This window comes from Nonomuraea roseola (assembly GCF_039535395.1).
GTDB lineage: Bacteria > Actinomycetota > Actinomycetes > Streptosporangiales > Streptosporangiaceae > Nonomuraea > Nonomuraea roseola.
In genome coordinates this window covers 916,774-933,085 of the sequence record NZ_BAAAXC010000014.1, presented here as the reverse complement: position 1 = coordinate 933,085, position 16,312 = coordinate 916,774, and the positions used below count along the sequence as shown (strand labels likewise).

Below are 16,312 nucleotides of genomic sequence, written 5' to 3'. Positions count from 1 at the left end.
AACAGAGGAGACTTGCATGTGCGGAATCGTCGCCTATGTCGGCCCCAAGGACGCGGCCCCGATCCTGCTGGAGGGACTCCAGCGTCTGGAGTACCGCGGCTACGACTCGGCTGGTGTGGTGGTGTCCAACAGAGGCCTCAAGCTGCGCAAGGTCAAGGGCCGCGTGGCTGACCTGGCCAAGGCCGTACCCGCCAAGTTCAAGGGGACGCTCGGCATCGGGCACACCCGCTGGGCCACCCACGGCGTGCCGAGCGACGAGAACGCCCACCCGCACCTGTCGACCGACGAGCGCATCGCCGTCGTGCACAACGGCATCATCGAGAACGCCGACGAGCTGCGCGCCAAGCTCGTCGCCGAGGGCGTGGAGTTCGTCTCCGAGACCGACACCGAGGTGCTCGCGCACCTGATCGCCCGTACGGTCGCCGAGACCGAGACCCTCGAGGAGGCGGTCAGGAAGGCGCTCAAGAGCATCGTCGGCACCTACGGCATCGCGGTCGTCGACTCCGAGCGGCCCAAGGAGATCGTCGTCGCCCGCAACGGCAGCCCGATCGTGCTGGGCCTCGGCGAGAAGGAGATGTTCGCCGCCTCCGACGTGTCCGCGCTGGTCCGCTACACCCGCCAGGTCGTCCACCTGGAGGACGGCGAGCTGGCGGTCCTGACCGCCGACGGCTTCCACACCTTCGCCAGCGGCGGCCGCGAGACCGCCAAGGAGCCGCTGACCGTCGACTGGGACGCCGGCCACTACGACACCGGCGGCTACGAGCACTACCTGCTCAAGGAGATCTCCGAGCAGCCCGAGTCGATCGCCCGCACGCTGCGCGGCCGTCTCGACGAGCGCTTCCACATCGCCCACCTGGGCGGCCTCAACATGGACGCCCGCGAGACCCGCTCCTTCCGCCGGGTGAAGATCATCGGCTGCGGCAGCGCCTACTACTCGGGGCAGATCGGCGCCCAGCTCATCGAGGAGCTGGCCCGCATCCCCGCCGACGCCGAGCCCGCCAGCGAGTACCGCTACCGCAACCCCGTCATCGACCCCGACACCCTGTACGTCGCGATCAGCCAGTCGGGCGAGACCTACGACACGCTCGCGGCCGTTCAGGAGATCAAGCGCAAGGGCGGCAGAGTCATCGGCATCGTCAACGCCGTGGGCAGCGCCATCGCCCGCGAGGTCGACGGCGGCATCTACCTGCACGCGGGGCCCGAGGTCTCGGTGGCCTCGACCAAGGCGTTCACCTCGACCGCGATCGCCTTCGCGCTGCTGGCCCTGCACTTCGGCCGCGTGCACGACCTGTCGCCCTCCGACGGCAGGCGCATCGTCGAGGGCCTGCGCAAGCTGCCCGACCAGATCGAGCAGATCCTCAAGCAGGGCGAGCGCATCGCCGAACTGGCCAAGAAGTACGCCGACCACCCGAGCATGATGTTCGTCGGCAGGGTGCGCGGCTACCCGGTGGCGCGCGAGGGGGCGCAGAAGCTCAAGGAGATCTCCTACGTCCACGCCGAGGCCTACCCCGCCAGCGAGCTCAAGCACGGACCGCTCGCGCTGATCGGCCCCGACATGCCGACCGTCGCGATCGTGCCCGACGACGAGCTGCTGGACAAGAACCTCACGACGCTCGGCGAGATCAGGGCGCGCGGCGGGCGGGTGCTGATGGTGGGGCACAGGCAGCCCGACGCCAAGCTGGCCGACGACGTGATCGTGATCCCCAAGAACGAGATCGAGCTCGACCCGATCCTGCTCACGATCCCGTTGCAGCTGCTGGCCTACCACGCCGCCGTCGCGCTGGAGCGCGACGTCGACAAGCCCAGGAACCTCGCCAAGAGCGTCACCGTCGAGTAGGACCCCGCGGCCTGCGGTCCTCACGGGAGCAGCAGGCCCCAGTAGAAGGCCCACGGGATCATCACCGCGCCGCCTGCCGCCAGCACGCCCAGCCGTACCCGCTCGGAGCGGCCGGACGCGCGCCGCCAGGCGAGCGCGGTGAGGACGGTGGCGACGGCCGCGGTGAAGGCCAGCGCCTGCAGCAGCAGCCAGAGCACCGGCCGCCCCGCCAGGACGGGGCCGGGCGCGGCCAGCTTGCCGCCCGTCATGAGCAGGTACATCACATAGCCGAATCCGCCCAGGCTGACGGCGAGGCCGGAGAAGGCCAGCACGCGAGGCGCCCTTCCCGACGGCACGGAGGTGCCCCTGATCCTGCGGACCAGCGCGGTGATCGGGTAGGCCAGGAAGGCGACGACGAACAGCACGAGCGCGGCGGTCTGGACGGGAGCCGACTCCCACCAAGCCGGCGGCGGGGTCTCGACGGTCAAGGAGGCCTGGCTGGCGCGCGGGCCCTGGACGGTGTCCTGGGTGCGCGGCGCTCTGCCCTCCGCGACCTGCTTCACCCATGAGCCGACCAGGTCGGCGTAGCCGGGGGCCAGTTCGGGGAGCCTGGTGACGCCGCCGTCAGGGCTCTGGTGGGCGGCGTGGTCGGCGCCGGCGAACATGCGCATGGTCACGTGCCCGTTGCCGCCGCGCGCCAGCGCCCCCGCCATCAGCGGCGGTGTCTCGGCGGGCGGGGTCAGCAGGTCGTGCGTGCCCCAGACGGCCAGGACGGGCTGGCGCACCCGGCCGAGCGTCGGCAGCGGATCGAACCACGGCTCGGGGAACAGGCCGCCGTCGGCGATCGCCCTGTACATCGTCGGCACGGTCCTGTCGGCCAGCGGGCCGGACACGCCCGCCTTCTTCAAGCCCGCCGACACCGCCCACGCCTGCTGGCGCAGCGGCTGGTGCGCGTTGGCGCCGACCAGCACGACGAAGGCGACGTCAGAGGAGCGGCCGGCGGCCAGCGGCGCCACCCAGCCGCCCTCGCTCAGCCCCCACACGCCGACCTTGGCGGGATCGACGCCCGGCTGGGCGCGCAGCGCCTTGACCGCGCCGAGCGCGTCGTCGGCGAGTGTCGAGTAGGAGCGCTCGAACAGGGAGTAGCCCTCCGACCGCTTGTCGTAGACCAGCACGCTGAGGCCGCGCCTGGCGAACTCGGTGGCCTCGGTCATCAGCTTCGTCCTGGGCGTGCCGGTTCCCGCCCCGTGGACCAGGACGAGGCCGGGCCTGCCGGCCGAGCTCTGGTCTGGGGACAGGACCGTCCCGTGCAGGGCGAGCCCGCCGCCGCCGGTGAAGCTCACCTCCTTCGAGACCAGCCCGTCGGGGACGGGCGCCGCCTGCGCGGCTGTCGTGGGCGCTGCCAGCGCGACCAGCGCCGCCGCGATCGTTACCAGGAATCGCTTCATATCGCCGACAGTAGTCTGCAGAGATCTCTCGGCAAAGGCTTCTCTGCAGATATCCTTCTGGAGTATTAGGCTCCTCCTCATGAAGGATGACAAGCCGTGGGTGCTGGATGATCCGGGCAGACTGAAGGCGCTTGCCCATCCGATGCGCCGGGCCATGCTGCGCCACCTGGGGCTGCACGGGCCTGCGACCTCCACCACGCTCGGCTCGCTGCTGGACGCCAAGACCGGCACCACCAGCTACCACCTGCGCCAGCTGGAGAAGTACGGGTTCATCGAGGAGATCGCCGAGCGCTCGGCAGGACGTGAGCGGTGGTGGCGGCGGGTGGAGACCGGTGACATCCGGCTGCCGCTGCCTGCCGAGCTCGCGCCCGAGGACCGTCCCGTGCTGGCCGAGTTCCACAGAATCGGGTACGAGGAGGACAAGGGAATCCTGCTCGACCTGCTGCCCGCCGCCTACGAGGCCGATCCGGCCTGGGTGAAGGTCTCGAGAGGCCTCGGCAGGATGCGGCTGGAGGAGCTGGAGGCGTTCTTCGAGGAGTACCTGGCGCTGATGAAGAAGTACAGCCACAGGGCCACCGACGTCCCGCCGGGCGCCAGACCCCTGTACCTGCGTCTGCTGGCCCTGCCCGCGGACCTGCCCACCCCGCCCGCACGGGAGGAATGAGCCGAACGGCCACCCTGCCGATTAACTCGCTGTGATGTACCGATAACGTGCTGTATGGGGCAGTCGGGACCGGAAGCGGGGGAGGGCGCGCATGCGCCGTCGGGACTTCGTGGCGGGGGCACTGGGGGCGCTGGCGTGCCTGACCGGATGCGGCACCGAGCCGGGCCGTCCCGCGCCCAGGTTCTTCTTCGTGGCGGGGGGCGCCACGTGGGAGCCTGTGGCCGAGACGCTGTCCAGCCTGCTCGACCCCGCCGACCTGGCGCAGGACGGCACCCGGCTCACCGTCACGGGACTGCCCGCCCTGGCCGCCGCCGAGATGAACAGGGTCGGCGAGCGGGGCGCCCCGCTGGCCAGGCTCATCGGGGACGTCGAGGTGCTGGTGGTCCCCGGGAAGTCCCGCTTTCGCGACTTCGACGCCTTCGCCGCGCACCTGGTGGCCTCTCCGGGAGAGACGGCCCTGGCGGGCAGGAAACAGGGGGAGTCGGACCACCTGCTGTTCGGGCTGGTCGCGCGAGGGCTCGGCGCCGACGCGAGAGTGCTCGACTACGCCGGCTACCCCACCTGCGCCGACGCGGCCGACGCGCTGCTGGCAGGGAAGGCGGGTGTGGCGGCGGGCCCGCTGGGCCAGTGGCGCGAGCGGATCGGCGAGGGCAGGTTGCGCGTGCTGGCCGTCTCGTCGGCCGAGCGGATCGAGGGGATCGACGCGCCCACGCTGCTGGAGTCGGGGGCCCGCGTCGACTTCACCGACTGGAGCGCGGTGCTCGGGCCGAACGGGATGGGCGAGCGCGAGAAGGCCAGGGCGGTCGACCTGCTCGACGAGGTCGTCAGGTCCGAGCGGTGGCTGAAGGCGTGCCGCGTGAAGGGGTGGACGCCGATCCCCCTGCTCGGCGACGACTTCGGCGTGTGGCTCAAATCCGAGACCGCGAGGACGCGCACGGTGCTGGGCGAACTCGGCCTCCTCGACACAACCTGTGGGCGTGGTTGCGTCGGCGGCCACTAGATGTAGGATCCTGGACGTCGCTGGTTCGCCCCCTCGCAAAGGGGCGGAGCAAAAGGGAACCTGGTGCGAGACCAGGACTGCCCCGCAGCGGTGAGCGGGAACGACCGCCGTCATGGAAGCGACGGCCAGTAGGCATGTGATCAGCGCCCGCGAGTCCGAAGACCTGCCAGCGGTATGACCTGTCCAGGGCCTCGAGGGAGGGCCCGGGGGTGACGCGGCATGCCCGCGTGCTCTCGCCTGCCCTCACGAGGATGAGCTCGCGAGGAGAGAGCGTGACACAGATCGTTGAGGTCGACCGCAGGCTGGCCATCGAGGAGGCCGCCGCCAGGGTGATCGCCGACCCTGAGAACTCGAAGGTCGCCGCCAGGCTCCTGGCCGAGGAGATCGCCGACGAGGCCGCCACGCACGGCGTGCGCACCTTCTCCGAGTCGGTCGCCGCCACCCACGCGGCGGGCCTGCTGCAGGACGGCCTGGCCGCGTTCGTGAGCGCTCACTCACCCGAGCTGGACGCGCTGATCGACGAGAGCGCCGACGACCGGTTCGAGTACTTCGGCCTGCGCACCGTCTACGACCGCTACCTGCTGCGCCACCCCGAGACCAGGCGGGTGCTCGAACGGCCCCAGCACTTCATGCTGCGCGTCGCGTGCGGCCTGTCCGCCTCCGTCGCCGAGGCCGCCGAGCTGTATGCGCTGATGTCCACGCTGTCGTACCTGCCGAGCTCGCCCACCCTGTTCAACTCGGGCTCACGCCGTCCGCAGCTGTCGTCCTGCTTCCTTCTCGACTCGCCGCGCGACGAGCTTGAGGGCATCTACGAGAGGTACGGCCAGGTGGCCAGGCTCTCCAAGTACGCGGGGGGCATCGGCATCTCCTGGACCAGGGTCCGCTCCCGCGGCTCCCTGATCAAGGGCACGAACGGCCACTCCAACGGCATCGTGCCGTGGCTGCGCACCCTCGACTCCAGCGTCGCCGCCGTCAACCAGGGCGGCCGCCGCAAGGGCGCCGCGTGCGTCTACCTGGAGACCTGGCACGCCGACATCGAGGAGTTCCTGGAGCTGCGCGACAACACGGGCGAGGAGGCCAGGCGCGCCCACAACCTCAACCTGGCCAACTGGGTCCCCGACGAGTTCATGCGCCGCGTCGAGGCCGACGCCATGTGGTCGCTGTTCGACCCGAAGCGCGTGCCGCACCTCACCGACCTGTACGGCGAGGCGTTCGACACCGCCTACCGGGCCGCGGAGGCCGAGGGCCTGCACACCCGCCAGATCCCCGCGCGCACCCTCTACGGCCGCATGATGCGCACGCTCGCCCAGACCGGCAACGGCTGGATGACCTTCAAGGACGCCGCCAACCGCGCCTCCAACCAGACCGCCCGCCCCGAGAACGTCATCCACCTGTCCAACCTCTGCACCGAGATCCTCGAGGTCACCAGCGACGGCGAGACCGCCGTGTGCAACCTCGGCTCCATCAACCTCGCCGCCCACCTGGCAGGGGAGTCGATGGACTGGACGCGGCTGCGCGCCACGGTCAGGACCGCGGTGCGCTTCCTGGACAGGACGATCGACCTCGGCTTCTATCCGACGCCCGAGGCCGAGGCCGCCAACCTGCGCTGGAGGCCGATCGGGCTGGGCGTGATGGGCCTGGCCGACGTCTTCTTCTCGCTGCGCCTGCCCTTCGACTCTCCCGAGGCCCTCGCGCTGTCCACGAGGATCGCCGAGGAGATCGCGCTGGCCGCCTACGACACCTCCGCCGACCTGGCGGTCGAGCGGGGCCGCCACCCCTCCTACGGCGACACGCGGGCCGCGGCGGGCGTGCTGCACCCCGACCACTACGGCCTCGGCTCCTCGCCCGCGTGGACGGCCCTGCGCGAGAAGATCGACAGGACCGGGCTGCGCAACTCCCTGATGGTCGCCATCGCGCCCACCGCGACGATCGCCTCGATCGCGGGCTGCTACGAGTGCATCGAGCCGCAGGTGTCGAACGTCTTCAAGCGCGAGACCCTCTCGGGGGAGTTCCTGCAGGTCAACAGGTATCTGGTGACCGATCTCCAGCGGCTCGGCCTCTGGACCCAGGAGATGCGCGACGCCGTCAAGCGGGCCGACGGGTCGGTCCAGGACATCGCGGGCATCCCCTCCGAGCTGAAGACCCTCTACAGGACCGCGTGGGAGCTGCCGCAGAAGGCGCTCATCGACCTGGCGGCGGCGCGGACGCCGTACATCGACCAGTCGCAGTCGCTCAACCTCTTCATGGCGACCCCCACGATCGGGAAGCTGTCGTCGATGTACGCCTACGCGTGGAAGCAGGGGCTGAAGACGACGTACTACCTGCGCTCGCGCCCGGCCACCCGCATCGCCCAGACCACCGTGCAGGCCCTGGTCCCCGCCGAGGCCGAGGCCGTCGCCTGCTCCCTTGAGAACCCCGAGATCTGCGAGGCTTGCCAGTGATGCTGCTCGACCCCGGCATGGACCTGACCCTGCGCCCGATGCGCTACCCCGACTTCTACGAGCGCTACCGGGCCGCCATCCGCAACACCTGGACGGTCGAGGAGGTGGACCTGCACAGCGACCTGGCCGACCTGGCCAAGATGACGCCGCAGGAGCGCCACCTGATCAACCGCCTGGTCGCCTTCTTCGCCACCGGCGACTCCATCGTCGCCAACAACCTCGTGCTCAACCTCTACCAGCACGTCAACGCGCCCGAGGCCCGCCTGTACCTGTCCAGGCAGCTGTTCGAGGAGGCGGTGCACGTGCAGTTCTACCTGACGCTGCTCGACACCTACCTGCCCGACCCCGACGAGCGCGTCAAGGCCTTCGCCGCCGTCGACAACATCCCCTCCATCCGCGACAAGGCGGAGTTCTGCTTCCGCTGGATCGACACCCTCGCCGACCTGCGCAGCCTGGAGACCAAGCAGGACCGCAGGGCCTTCCTGCTCAACCTCATCTGCTTCGCCGCCTGCATCGAGGGCCTGTTCTTCTACGGCGCCTTCGCCTACGTCTACTGGTTCCGCTCCCGCGGGCTGCTCAGCGGCCTGGCGACCGGCACCAACTGGGTCTTCCGCGACGAGTCGATGCACATGGAGTTCGCCTTCAGCGTCGTCGACACCGTCAGGGCGGAGGAGCCCGACCTGTTCGACGACAAGCTCGGCGAGCAGGTCACCCTGATGCTCGAGGAGGCGGTGGCCGCCGAGCTGGCCTTCGCCCGCGACCTGTGCGGCGACGGCATGTCGGGAATGAACGTCGACCAGATGCGAGAGTACCTTGAGTACGTCGCCGACCAGCGGCTGCGCCGCCTGTCCATGCCGATCAGGTACGGCACCGCCAACCCCTTCGGGTTCATGGAGCTGCAGGACGTGCAGGAGCTGGCGAACTTCTTCGAACGCAGGGTCTCGGCATACCAGGTGGCGGTGGAGGGCAATGTGACCTTCGACGAGACATTCTGAGACATTAGGGGGCATGACTGTGTCGCCGACGGACTGGCTCCTCCTCATCGGGTCCGTCTTCGCAGCCGTCGTGGGAGTCGAACTGGTTCGGCGGCTGCTGCTGAAGGCAGGCCGAACCTGGGACTTCATCGGACACCTCGTGCGCAGGTGCACATGGCCCGGGTTCGCGGTCGCGGCCGTGGTGGCCTTCAACGCCGCCTTCACCCCCAACATGGTCAGCAGGTCGGCCGAGCCGCTGGTCGAGCGGTTCATGGGCGTCATCACCATCGCCGTGGTCACGTGGCTGGTGATCCAGGCCGCCTACGCGGTCACCGACCTCGTCCTCGACCAGCTGGAGCGGGTCGAGGAGGACAACCGCAGGGCCAGGCGGACCAGGACCCAGATCGCCCTGGTCCGCAGGGTCGCCGCCGCGGTGATCATCGTCATCGCCTTCGGCGCGGCGCTGTTCAGCTTCCCCGAGGTGCGGGCGCTCGGCGCAGGACTGCTGGCCTCGGCGGGCATCTTCGGCGCGATCATCGGCATCGCGGCGCAGTCCACGATCGGCAACATGATCGCCGGGCTGCAGCTCGTCTTCAGCGACGCGCTGCGGCTCGACGACGTGGTCGTGGTGAACGGCGAATGGGGCAGGATCGAGGAGCTCACGCTCACCTACGTCGTGGTCCGCTCGTGGGACGAGCGCAGGCTGGTCTTCCCCGTCTCCTTCTTCACCCAGAACCCGTTCGAGAACTGGACCAGGCACGGCAGCAGGGTCATCGGACACGTCTACATCAGGGTCGACTGGTCGGTGCCGGTCCCCGAGCTGCGTGAGGAACTGCACCGCTTCATCAAGGATCACCCCCTGTGGGACCAGAAGGACTGGACGCTCCAGGTGACCGACGTCCTGCCCAACGGCCTGGTGGAGCTGCGCGCGCTGATGAGCGCGGCCGACTCGGCCTCGGTCTGGGACCTGAAGGCCGACGCCCGCGAGCACCTGGTGGCCTACCTCAGGGCCAACCACCCGCACGCGCTGCCCCGTTTCAGGGTGGAGAGCTCCTCCTACGGCGCGTTCGCCGACTCAGGACCCGGGGGCTGGCCGAAGGACCCGCGTGGCGCCCGCGATCAGCGCGGTGGCCAGAACCCAGCCTGACACCACCAGCGTCCAGGCCACCCAGGCCGTCCACCCCGCCGGCTCGTAGGCGCCGCGCACCTCGAACACGCTGACCGGCACCAGCAGGTCGAGGCAGTAGACGAAGGGGTTGAACGTGCGCACCTCGTCGGGGTCCACCTGTACCGGCGGCACCCTGGTGAAGATCGCCGTTCCTGCCGCCAGCAGGAGCGCCGCCCACAACCCCGCCAGCCATGAGCGGTAGCCGTAGCCGACCATGAGGTCGAGCAGCCGCCCCCACGCCCTGCCGGGCGCGCGCAGCGTGCCGCGCCGCTCGCGCTGCTTGGCCAGCAGCACCCGCCGCGCGTCGGGCTCGTGCCCGATGCGCCGGTACCACGAGGCCAGCTGCTCGTACGGCTGTGGCCGGTACCCGTCGGGGTCGCGGCGCAACCAGTCGAGCCGCTCGGCCACGGTCCACTCGCCGCGCAGGGTCTCGTAGCTCAGCCCGTTGAGCTGCACCTGGCCCGGGTAGGCGTCGGGCGCGTCGAGCAGCACCCCGAAGCGGGAGTAGCCCAGGTTGACCTCGCCCACGACCTCGTCGGGCCGCATGATCACCTCGTCGGCCTGCATGTGGCTCAGGTGCAGCGCCCGCCCCTCGGCCCGCACCGAGGCGTGGTGCAGGGAGAGCACCCCGTCGATCCGCGCGCCGCGCATCCTGACCGTGCCCTCCGCCGTGAAGCCCCGGCTGAGCTCGACCGTGCCCGCCGTCACGAAGTCGGCGTTGACCGCGCCGACGTGGGCGCCCTCCAGGTAGAGCCCGCCGGGGAAGTCTCCGCCGATCAGCCGGAGGGCGCCGTCGGCGCGCAGGCCGCGCAGGAACGTGCCGCCGCCCACCGACAGCCCTCCCGCCCACAGCGCCCACTCGTGCATGGTGTTGCCGGCGTCGCCCTCCGGCTCGCGAACGTCGCCGAAGGCCGACTCGGAGGTCGTCATGCGGCGCGGCGGCGCCGTCAGCACCGCCCTGGACAGGCGGCACTGCCCCTCGACGCGCGCGTTGTCGAGGCGCACGCCCGCGTGCACCGTGGAGCCGTCGAGCTCGAACAGGCCGTCCACCCGCATCCGCGAGCCCCTGAACCTGGCCAGCTCGCAGCCGCGCAGCCGGACGCCCCTGGTCGTGGCGTCGGTCAGGTCGACCGTCTCGGCCAGGTGGCAGTTGAGCAGGTAGAGCGTGGCGTCGATCGCCGCGTCGGACAGGTCGAGGACACCGGTCACGCGGGCGCCCGCCAGCCGTACCCCCGGCACCTGCCCGGGGGTGCGCTCGACCGCGCCGAGGAGCAGGGCGGCGATCACCTCGGCGCGCACCTCCCGCTCGCGCCCCCATCGGCCGGCCTGCGCGGGATCGTCGAGCTCCTTGTCGCCCTCCCGCAGATCGACCCACGCGCCGGTGGGGAAGGCCCGCCACAGGCGGCGTTCTGCGGGAGATAATCTGCGCACGCCAGAATTTTAATGTGTGGCGGTTTCGCGAATTGCGCTATTACCTTTGTGAGTGTTCGCGAGAGAGAAAGGTCCATTTCTTTCTCAGGTCTGACCGGCGGGAATGGCGCCCCCCGGCTGGATGTGAACTCCTGGAGCCCCGGGCCTGGACCCACGCCAGCCGCGCCCGGGGTCAGACGTCTGGTGGAACGGCGGGCCGGACCTTGAGGTCGGCGAGCAGTCCGGCCACCCGCCGGGCGCGCAGCGGGTCGACGGGCAGGACATGGCTCGTCCACCAGCGGGCCACCTCGGGGTCCGGCCCCTGCGCGACCAGGTCGAGATAGTCGCCCAGCGGCGGGTCGTAGACGAAGCCGGGCACGACGCCCCGCCGCTCCAGCTGGGCGACGACGGTGTCCCTGTCCTCGACCACCAGCGGCACCCGCAGCAGGGGCTGGGGTTCGGCGTGCCGTACCCCCTCGGCGGCCCACGGCGTCTCACGCAGCAGCCTGACCCCCGCCAGACGGGGCTCCCGCTCGCGGTCGATCACCCTGAAGCGAGAGCGCTGGTATCGGCGCAGGAACGGGCCCTGCCGCATCCGCCAGTCGGCCAGATCGATGGACAGCCAGTAGTCGAGCGCGGTCAGCGCCTTCTCCATGTCGCCGTGTTCGCCGTCCGCACCGGGGCGGCCGAGGCCGTCGAGCGCCGCGCGCAGGTCGGGCTCGCGGGCGGGCAGGCGGTGTCCGGTCCACCGCACGAGGCCCAGACGCCGCAGAGCGTTCCATACCGGCCTGACCAGCCCGGTCCTGTAGATCGTCTCCCTGATCACAGGACGCAGGACCGCGGGCAGCTGGCGGCCGGGAACCAGCAGCTCGTCGCGCGCGGCCGCCAGGGCCTGCAGGTCCGCGGGGTCGGGGCAGGTGAGGAAGCCTCCCGACATCGCCCTGCCGTGCTTGGCGAGGCTGAAGACCCCCGCCGCCCCGAACGTGCCGGCGGGGCGGCCCCGCACGGTCGTCAGCATCGCGTGCGCGGCGTCGTCGATGATCGTCACTGCGTGCCGCGAGCAGGCCGCCGTGAGCGCGTCCATCCGGTCGGGCTGGCCGTACAGGTGGGTGGTGAGCACCCCCGAGACGCCGCTCCAGTCGACGGACTCGACGTCGAGGTTGCCGTCGCGCCACGAGACCGGCGCCATCACCGGGATGAGCCCGGCCGCCAGCACCACGAACAGCACGCTCTCGCAGTTGGTCGGGGCGAGCAGCACCCGCTCGCCGGGCCTGAACCAGTGACGCAGCGCGAGGAGGAGGCCGAACCTGGCCGACGGCACGTGGAGGCAGTCCTGCCCGATCCTGTCGCGCATCATCGGCCCCTGGCGGACGCGCGTGTCCCGTACGCGCGAAGCACCTTGTCGGCGGCCCTGTAGAGAACGGGGGTCTCGAGCACGAACCTGCGCGCGAGCCTCACGGGTTCGTGACGCGCGCGGTGCACGGCGGCGCCGAGGGTGCGGCGGCGCACGACACCCTCGCCGACGGGCGCGCCGTGGCTGCGCAACGCCTCCTTGTACTCCGAGCCCGTGCCGATGCCGAGGTCCATGGCGCGCAGCCCCGCCGCCGCTGCCGCCTCGGCCATGCGCAGGTGCTGGATGAGGCCGGGGGAGTACTTGGCGAAGGAGGGGTCGTAGGCGGGGAACCAGCCCACGAGGACGGAGTCCGAGCGCAGGCCGAAGTGCCCGGCGACGGGCCTGCCGCCGACGTACATCATCGACAGCGGCCCGGCGAAGGACGGCGTGTCGATCGCGTGCAGCCGCTCGGTCAGCTCCACCACCCACGGCTTTCCGAAACGGTCGGCGCGGCCCATGCGGCGGTACTGGTCGGACTTCCACCCCCGCAGCGTGCGGAAGTCGTCCGGCTCACGAGAGGCGAACGTGAAGCTGACCTCGCCGGCGTCCCTGCCGAGCTTGCGCTCCTTGTACAGCGTGCTCTTGTAGAACTTGGGCGAGCGCCCGGCCAGCGCGCGGGCGTACTCGGCGTAACCCGCCGAAAGGTCGAGGACCACGCTCTGCTGCGAGAGCGTCTCGTACGGCGCGAACCACGGCTGCCGCTCGACCAGGCAGCCGAACTCCCACACGTGCAGGCCCAGCCCCTTGAGCAGCGCGTCGGCGTCGAAGGCGGCGCCCGGCCGATGGACCACGCCCTGGCACAGCGACACCCAGTCGCCGATCGCCGACCCCACTCCTCTCGCGCGTAACTCGAACGGGAGGAAGCCGGCCAAGCCCTCCTCGTCGCTCAGGATCCCGACCCGCGCGGACGGGCTGACCTCGCCCATGGCCAGGGTGAACTCGGGGCTGAGGAAGGGGTTGGCCAGATGTGGCTGCGCGGCCTGCATGCCGCGCCAGGCGCTGAGCTCGTTCTCGCCGAGCTCGTCGGGCCGAACAACCGATACGGAGTGGTGTTTCCTGTCGAGCTGCTGCATGACCCACCTTGTTAGGAGACGACGGCGACCCTTCGAAGATGTGGCACGACGGCGAGGGCCACCACGGCGTTGGCCGCCAGGACCGCGTAACCCACGCCGGTGACCCCCGCGAGGGGGAAGAGGACCGCGATCAGGCCCAGCATGATGACGGCGAGCCCGATCTGGACGATCGCCAGCCGCCTGGCCTGGCGCAGCGTCCTCAGCGTGCTGAGGTGGATCTCGATCAGGATGCCGGGCAGCACCGCCAGGGCCATCAGCCGTAGCAGCGGCGAGGTCGCCTCGGCCAGCTCCGCGCTGAAGACGGTCAGGATCAGCGGCGCGGCCAGTGTCACGATCGCCACGATCGGCACGACGATCAGCACGGTGCGGCGCAGCGCGTTGCGCACGCTGCGGGCCAGCTCGGCCGGGTGGAACGATCCTTCCACGGTGAGCGAGACCGCCATGTTGGCCGCCAGCAGGCCGATCATGCAGCCCAGCGTGTGGGTGACGGAGAAGTAGCCGAAGACGGTGGCGTCGTTGAGCCAGGCCGCGATCAGCACGGGCACCAGGTAGAGCGTCAGCAGTAACGACAGCGCGCCGGGGAAGTCTCCGGCCAGGAAGCGGCCGATCTCGCGCAGGCGCGGCGGGTCGTCCTCGGTCCGCTCCACGTGCCGGGGGATGGCATGCCTGAAGATGAACCAGTTGATCGGGATCAGCGCCATCGCGGTCGGGATGATCCACGACAGGAAGATGCCGCCGAACAGCCCGCCCTCGGGCAGCGCGAACGCCAGGGCCGCCAGCAGGACCATCTTGACCAGCCCGAAGCCGAGGCTGTTGGCCGGGACCCAGACCGCCCTGCGCAGCCCCGCCAGCGTCACGTCCTGCAACGTGAAGATCGTCCAGACCAGCACGGAGACGAGGAAGAACAGGCCGGGGCCGAACCCGCCGAGCTGGGCGTAGGCCGGGCCCCACAGCGGCAGCGTCAGCAGGAACCCCAGCGCCGCCACCACCCCCGTCGCGCCCGCCATGCCGTAGCCGCGCAGCACGAACTCGGAGGTGCGCCGCCCCGCCACGGGGATGAACCTCGCCATCGCGCCCACGAACGCCAGCCCGGTGAGGGAGGAGAACAGGCGCATCGCGCTGATCATCGTCTGCCCCTCGCCGAAGGCGGCGGGGGAGTAGAGCCTGGTGGCCAGCACCCAGTAGCCGAGGCCCAGCACGGCGGTGATCGCCGTGTTGATCATGAGCGCGTAGGCCTGGAGGAACAGGGGGTTGCGCAGGTCCTTGCGCAGCCGGTCGGCCAGCGTGGGGGAGGCGGCGGCGTTCGGCATGGCCCCATCGTCGCCCCGGCCGCTTGCGGCGGCCTTGCCCGGCACTTTCACCCGGTCGTCGTCGCCGGGGACCTCGCTCGCCATGCCGACCATCATGTCCGAAGATCGGCGGCCTGTAGCGCATCGTGAGCTACTCGTTATCCACCGTGAGCCGGCGGCCCTCGCCGCCTCGCTCCTAGGGCGCCGGGCCGCGGTGCCGCCCAGGGCCGCGACCAGGCGCCGTAAGACTCGGCCGCCGGCTGCGGCCGGTGCCGGTGGCCCTCAGCCTGGCCCGGTGGCCGAGGTCGCCGGCCACCGGGGTGCACCGCCTTCTGCCGCCCGGCTCCCGCGGACCGGCAGCCGCCTGCCGGCTAACGGTCCACGATCTCGTTCTTGCCGATCACCACGACGCCGCCCTTGGTGACGGCGAAGCGGGTGCGGTCGTAGTCGAGGTCGAAGCCGATGCGCGCGCCGTCGGGGATGACGACGTTCTTGTCGACGATGGCCTTGCGGACGATGGCGCCCCTGCCCACCTTCACGTTCTCCATCAGCACGGAGTCCTCCACCAGGGAGTGGGAGTGCAGGACCACGCGGGGCGACAGGATCGAGCGCTCGGCGGTGCCGCCCGAGATGATGACGCCCGGCGAGACCAGCGAGTCGATCGCGCGGCCCACGCGGTCGCCCTCGTTGTGCACGAACTTGGCGGGCGGCAGCGGGTCGTGGCCGGTGTAGATCGGCCACCTGTCGTTGTACAGGTTGAAGACCGGGTGCGCGGAGATCAGGTCCATGTGCGCCTCGTAGTAGGCGTCGAGCGTGCCGACGTCGCGCCAGTAGCCGCGGTCGCGCTCGGTGGAGCCTGGCACGAGGTTGTCGGCGAAGTCGTAGACGTCGGCGCCGCCGGACTTGACCAGCATCGGGATGATGTTCCCCCCGAGGTCGTGCTTGCTGGTCGGGTCGAGCGCGTCCTCACGCAGCGCGTCGATCATGGCCTGGGTCCTGAAGACGTAGTTGCCCATCGAGGCGAAGACCTCGTCGGGGGAGTCGGGCAGGCCTACCGCGTCCTTCGGCTTCTCCCTGAACGCCACGATCCTGCGGCCCTGCGGGTCGGTCTCGATCACGCCGAACTGGTCGGCGAGCGACAGCGGCTGCCTGATCGCCGCCACCGTCACGTCCGAGCCTGACTCGACGTGCTGGTCGACCATCTGCCGGGGATCCATGCGGTAGATGTGGTCGGCGCCGAAGACGATGACATGCTCGGGCATCTCGTCGTAGATCAGGTTCAGGTTCTGGAACAGCGCGTCGGCCGAGCCTGAGAACCACCGCGGGCCCAGCCGCTGCTGCGCGGGGACGGGTGTCACGTAGTTGCCCAGCATGGCCGACAGCCGCCAGGTCTGCGAGACGTGCCTGTCGAGACTGTGGTTCTTGTACTGCGTCAGCACCACGATCTTGAGGTAGTGCCCGTTGGCGAGGTTCGACAGCACGAAGTCGATCAGCCGGTACATCCCGCCGAACGGCACAGCCGGTTTTGCCCGGTCGGCCGTGAGCGGCATCAATCTCTTACCTTCTCCACCGGCTAGCACGACTGCGAGAACCCTGGGCGACGTCATGGCGTGACGCTACCCCGAAATGGGCGGTC

12 protein-coding genes and 1 riboswitch are annotated in these 16,312 nt (G+C 70.6%); of the genes, 6 read left to right on the top strand and 6 right to left on the bottom strand.

Going from position 1 to position 16,312, the window contains the following annotated elements:
• The first annotated feature begins 16 nt into the window (after positions 1-16).
• Positions 17-1,837, top strand: coding sequence for a glutamine--fructose-6-phosphate transaminase (isomerizing) (gene glmS / locus ABFX55_RS22775; RefSeq protein ID WP_183645692.1), 1,821 nt, complete (start codon positions 17-19; stop codon positions 1,835-1,837).
• A gap of 20 nt (positions 1,838-1,857) precedes the next feature.
• On the opposite strand, the gene ABFX55_RS22770 is transcribed toward glmS, so the two are convergent.
• Positions 1,858-3,264 carry an alpha/beta hydrolase family protein gene (locus tag ABFX55_RS22770; RefSeq protein WP_346124037.1) on the bottom strand — a complete coding sequence of 469 codons (1,407 nt, stop codon included), beginning with the start codon at positions 3,262-3,264 and terminating at the stop codon, positions 1,858-1,860.
• Positions 3,265-3,343: 79 nt separating this feature from the next.
• On the opposite strand from ABFX55_RS22770, the gene ABFX55_RS22765 reads away from it, so the two are divergent.
• The 5 genes from ABFX55_RS22765 (at position 3,344) to ABFX55_RS22745 (ending at position 9,490) form a co-directional block, all read left to right on the top strand.
• Positions 3,344-3,928, top strand: coding sequence for an ArsR/SmtB family transcription factor (locus ABFX55_RS22765; RefSeq protein WP_346124035.1), 585 nt, complete (start codon positions 3,344-3,346; stop codon positions 3,926-3,928).
• 91 nt (positions 3,929-4,019) lie between these two features.
• Entirely contained in the window at positions 4,020-4,928 is a 909-nt protein-coding gene (locus ABFX55_RS22760) for a tripartite tricarboxylate transporter substrate-binding protein (RefSeq protein ID WP_346124033.1), read from the top strand.
• Between the two features lie 4 nt (positions 4,929-4,932).
• Positions 4,933-5,113, top strand: a riboswitch (cobalamin riboswitch).
• 87 nt (positions 5,114-5,200) lie between these two features.
• Positions 5,201-7,369 (top strand): ribonucleoside-diphosphate reductase subunit alpha, encoded by a 2,169-nt coding sequence (locus ABFX55_RS22755; RefSeq protein WP_346124031.1) that lies wholly within the window; start codon positions 5,201-5,203, stop codon positions 7,367-7,369.
• On the top strand, positions 7,369-8,364 hold the full coding sequence (locus tag ABFX55_RS22750; protein ID WP_346124029.1) for a ribonucleotide-diphosphate reductase subunit beta: 996 nt from the start codon (positions 7,369-7,371) through the stop codon (positions 8,362-8,364). The genes ABFX55_RS22755 and ABFX55_RS22750 overlap by 1 nt, the downstream gene beginning before the upstream one ends.
• 13 nt (positions 8,365-8,377) lie before the next feature.
• Positions 8,378-9,490 (top strand): mechanosensitive ion channel family protein, encoded by a 1,113-nt coding sequence (locus ABFX55_RS22745; protein ID WP_183645686.1) that lies wholly within the window; start codon positions 8,378-8,380, stop codon positions 9,488-9,490.
• On the opposite strand, the gene ABFX55_RS22740 is transcribed toward ABFX55_RS22745, so the two are convergent.
• The 5 genes from ABFX55_RS22740 to glgC form a co-directional block, all read right to left on the bottom strand.
• Positions 9,419-10,942 carry a hypothetical protein gene (locus tag ABFX55_RS22740; RefSeq protein WP_346124028.1) on the bottom strand — a complete coding sequence of 508 codons (1,524 nt, stop codon included), beginning with the start codon at positions 10,940-10,942 and terminating at the stop codon, positions 9,419-9,421. The genes ABFX55_RS22745 and ABFX55_RS22740 overlap by 72 nt on opposite strands.
• Positions 10,943-11,114: 172 nt before the next feature.
• A complete protein-coding gene (locus tag ABFX55_RS22735) occupies positions 11,115-12,275 on the bottom strand; it encodes a DegT/DnrJ/EryC1/StrS family aminotransferase (RefSeq protein WP_346124026.1) in 1,161 nt (386 codons plus the stop codon).
• The gene (locus ABFX55_RS22730) at positions 12,275-13,387 is read right to left on the bottom strand and encodes a GNAT family N-acetyltransferase (RefSeq protein ID WP_346124024.1); all 1,113 of its coding nucleotides are present in this window, start codon (positions 13,385-13,387) and stop codon (positions 12,275-12,277) included. Before ABFX55_RS22730 ends, ABFX55_RS22735 begins: the two co-directional genes overlap by 1 nt.
• Before the next feature lie 11 nt (positions 13,388-13,398).
• A complete protein-coding gene (locus ABFX55_RS22725; protein WP_346124023.1) occupies positions 13,399-14,781 on the bottom strand; it encodes a lipopolysaccharide biosynthesis protein in 1,383 nt (460 codons plus the stop codon).
• Positions 14,782-15,047: 266 nt separating this feature from the next.
• On the bottom strand, positions 15,048-16,283 hold the full coding sequence (gene glgC, locus ABFX55_RS22720; protein WP_183645681.1) for a glucose-1-phosphate adenylyltransferase: 1,236 nt from the start codon (positions 16,281-16,283) through the stop codon (positions 15,048-15,050).
• Positions 16,284-16,312 lie beyond the last annotated feature (29 nt).

Bases quoted from the DNA above. Each gene is read 5' to 3' on its own strand.
- glgC (WP_183645681.1), bottom strand. From the start codon at position 16,283: ATGACGTCGCCCAGGGTTCTCGCAGTCGTGCTAGCCGGTGGAGAAGGT.
- ABFX55_RS22760 (WP_346124033.1), top strand. From the start codon at position 4,020: ATGCGCCGTCGGGACTTCGTGGCGGGGGCACTGGGGGCGCTGGCGTGC.
- ABFX55_RS22750 (WP_346124029.1), top strand. From the start codon at position 7,369: ATGCTGCTCGACCCCGGCATGGACCTGACCCTGCGCCCGATGCGCTAC.
- ABFX55_RS22725 (WP_346124023.1), bottom strand. From the start codon at position 14,781: ATGGCGAGCGAGGTCCCCGGCGACGACGACCGGGTGAAAGTGCCGGGC.
- ABFX55_RS22765 (WP_346124035.1), top strand. From the start codon at position 3,344: ATGAAGGATGACAAGCCGTGGGTGCTGGATGATCCGGGCAGACTGAAG.
- ABFX55_RS22730 (WP_346124024.1), bottom strand. From the start codon at position 13,387: ATGCAGCAGCTCGACAGGAAACACCACTCCGTATCGGTTGTTCGGCCC.
- ABFX55_RS22745 (WP_183645686.1), top strand. From the start codon at position 8,378: ATGACTGTGTCGCCGACGGACTGGCTCCTCCTCATCGGGTCCGTCTTC.
- glmS (WP_183645692.1), top strand. From the start codon at position 17: ATGTGCGGAATCGTCGCCTATGTCGGCCCCAAGGACGCGGCCCCGATC.
- ABFX55_RS22735 (WP_346124026.1), bottom strand. From the start codon at position 12,275: ATGCGCGACAGGATCGGGCAGGACTGCCTCCACGTGCCGTCGGCCAGG.
- ABFX55_RS22770 (WP_346124037.1), bottom strand. From the start codon at position 3,264: ATGAAGCGATTCCTGGTAACGATCGCGGCGGCGCTGGTCGCGCTGGCA.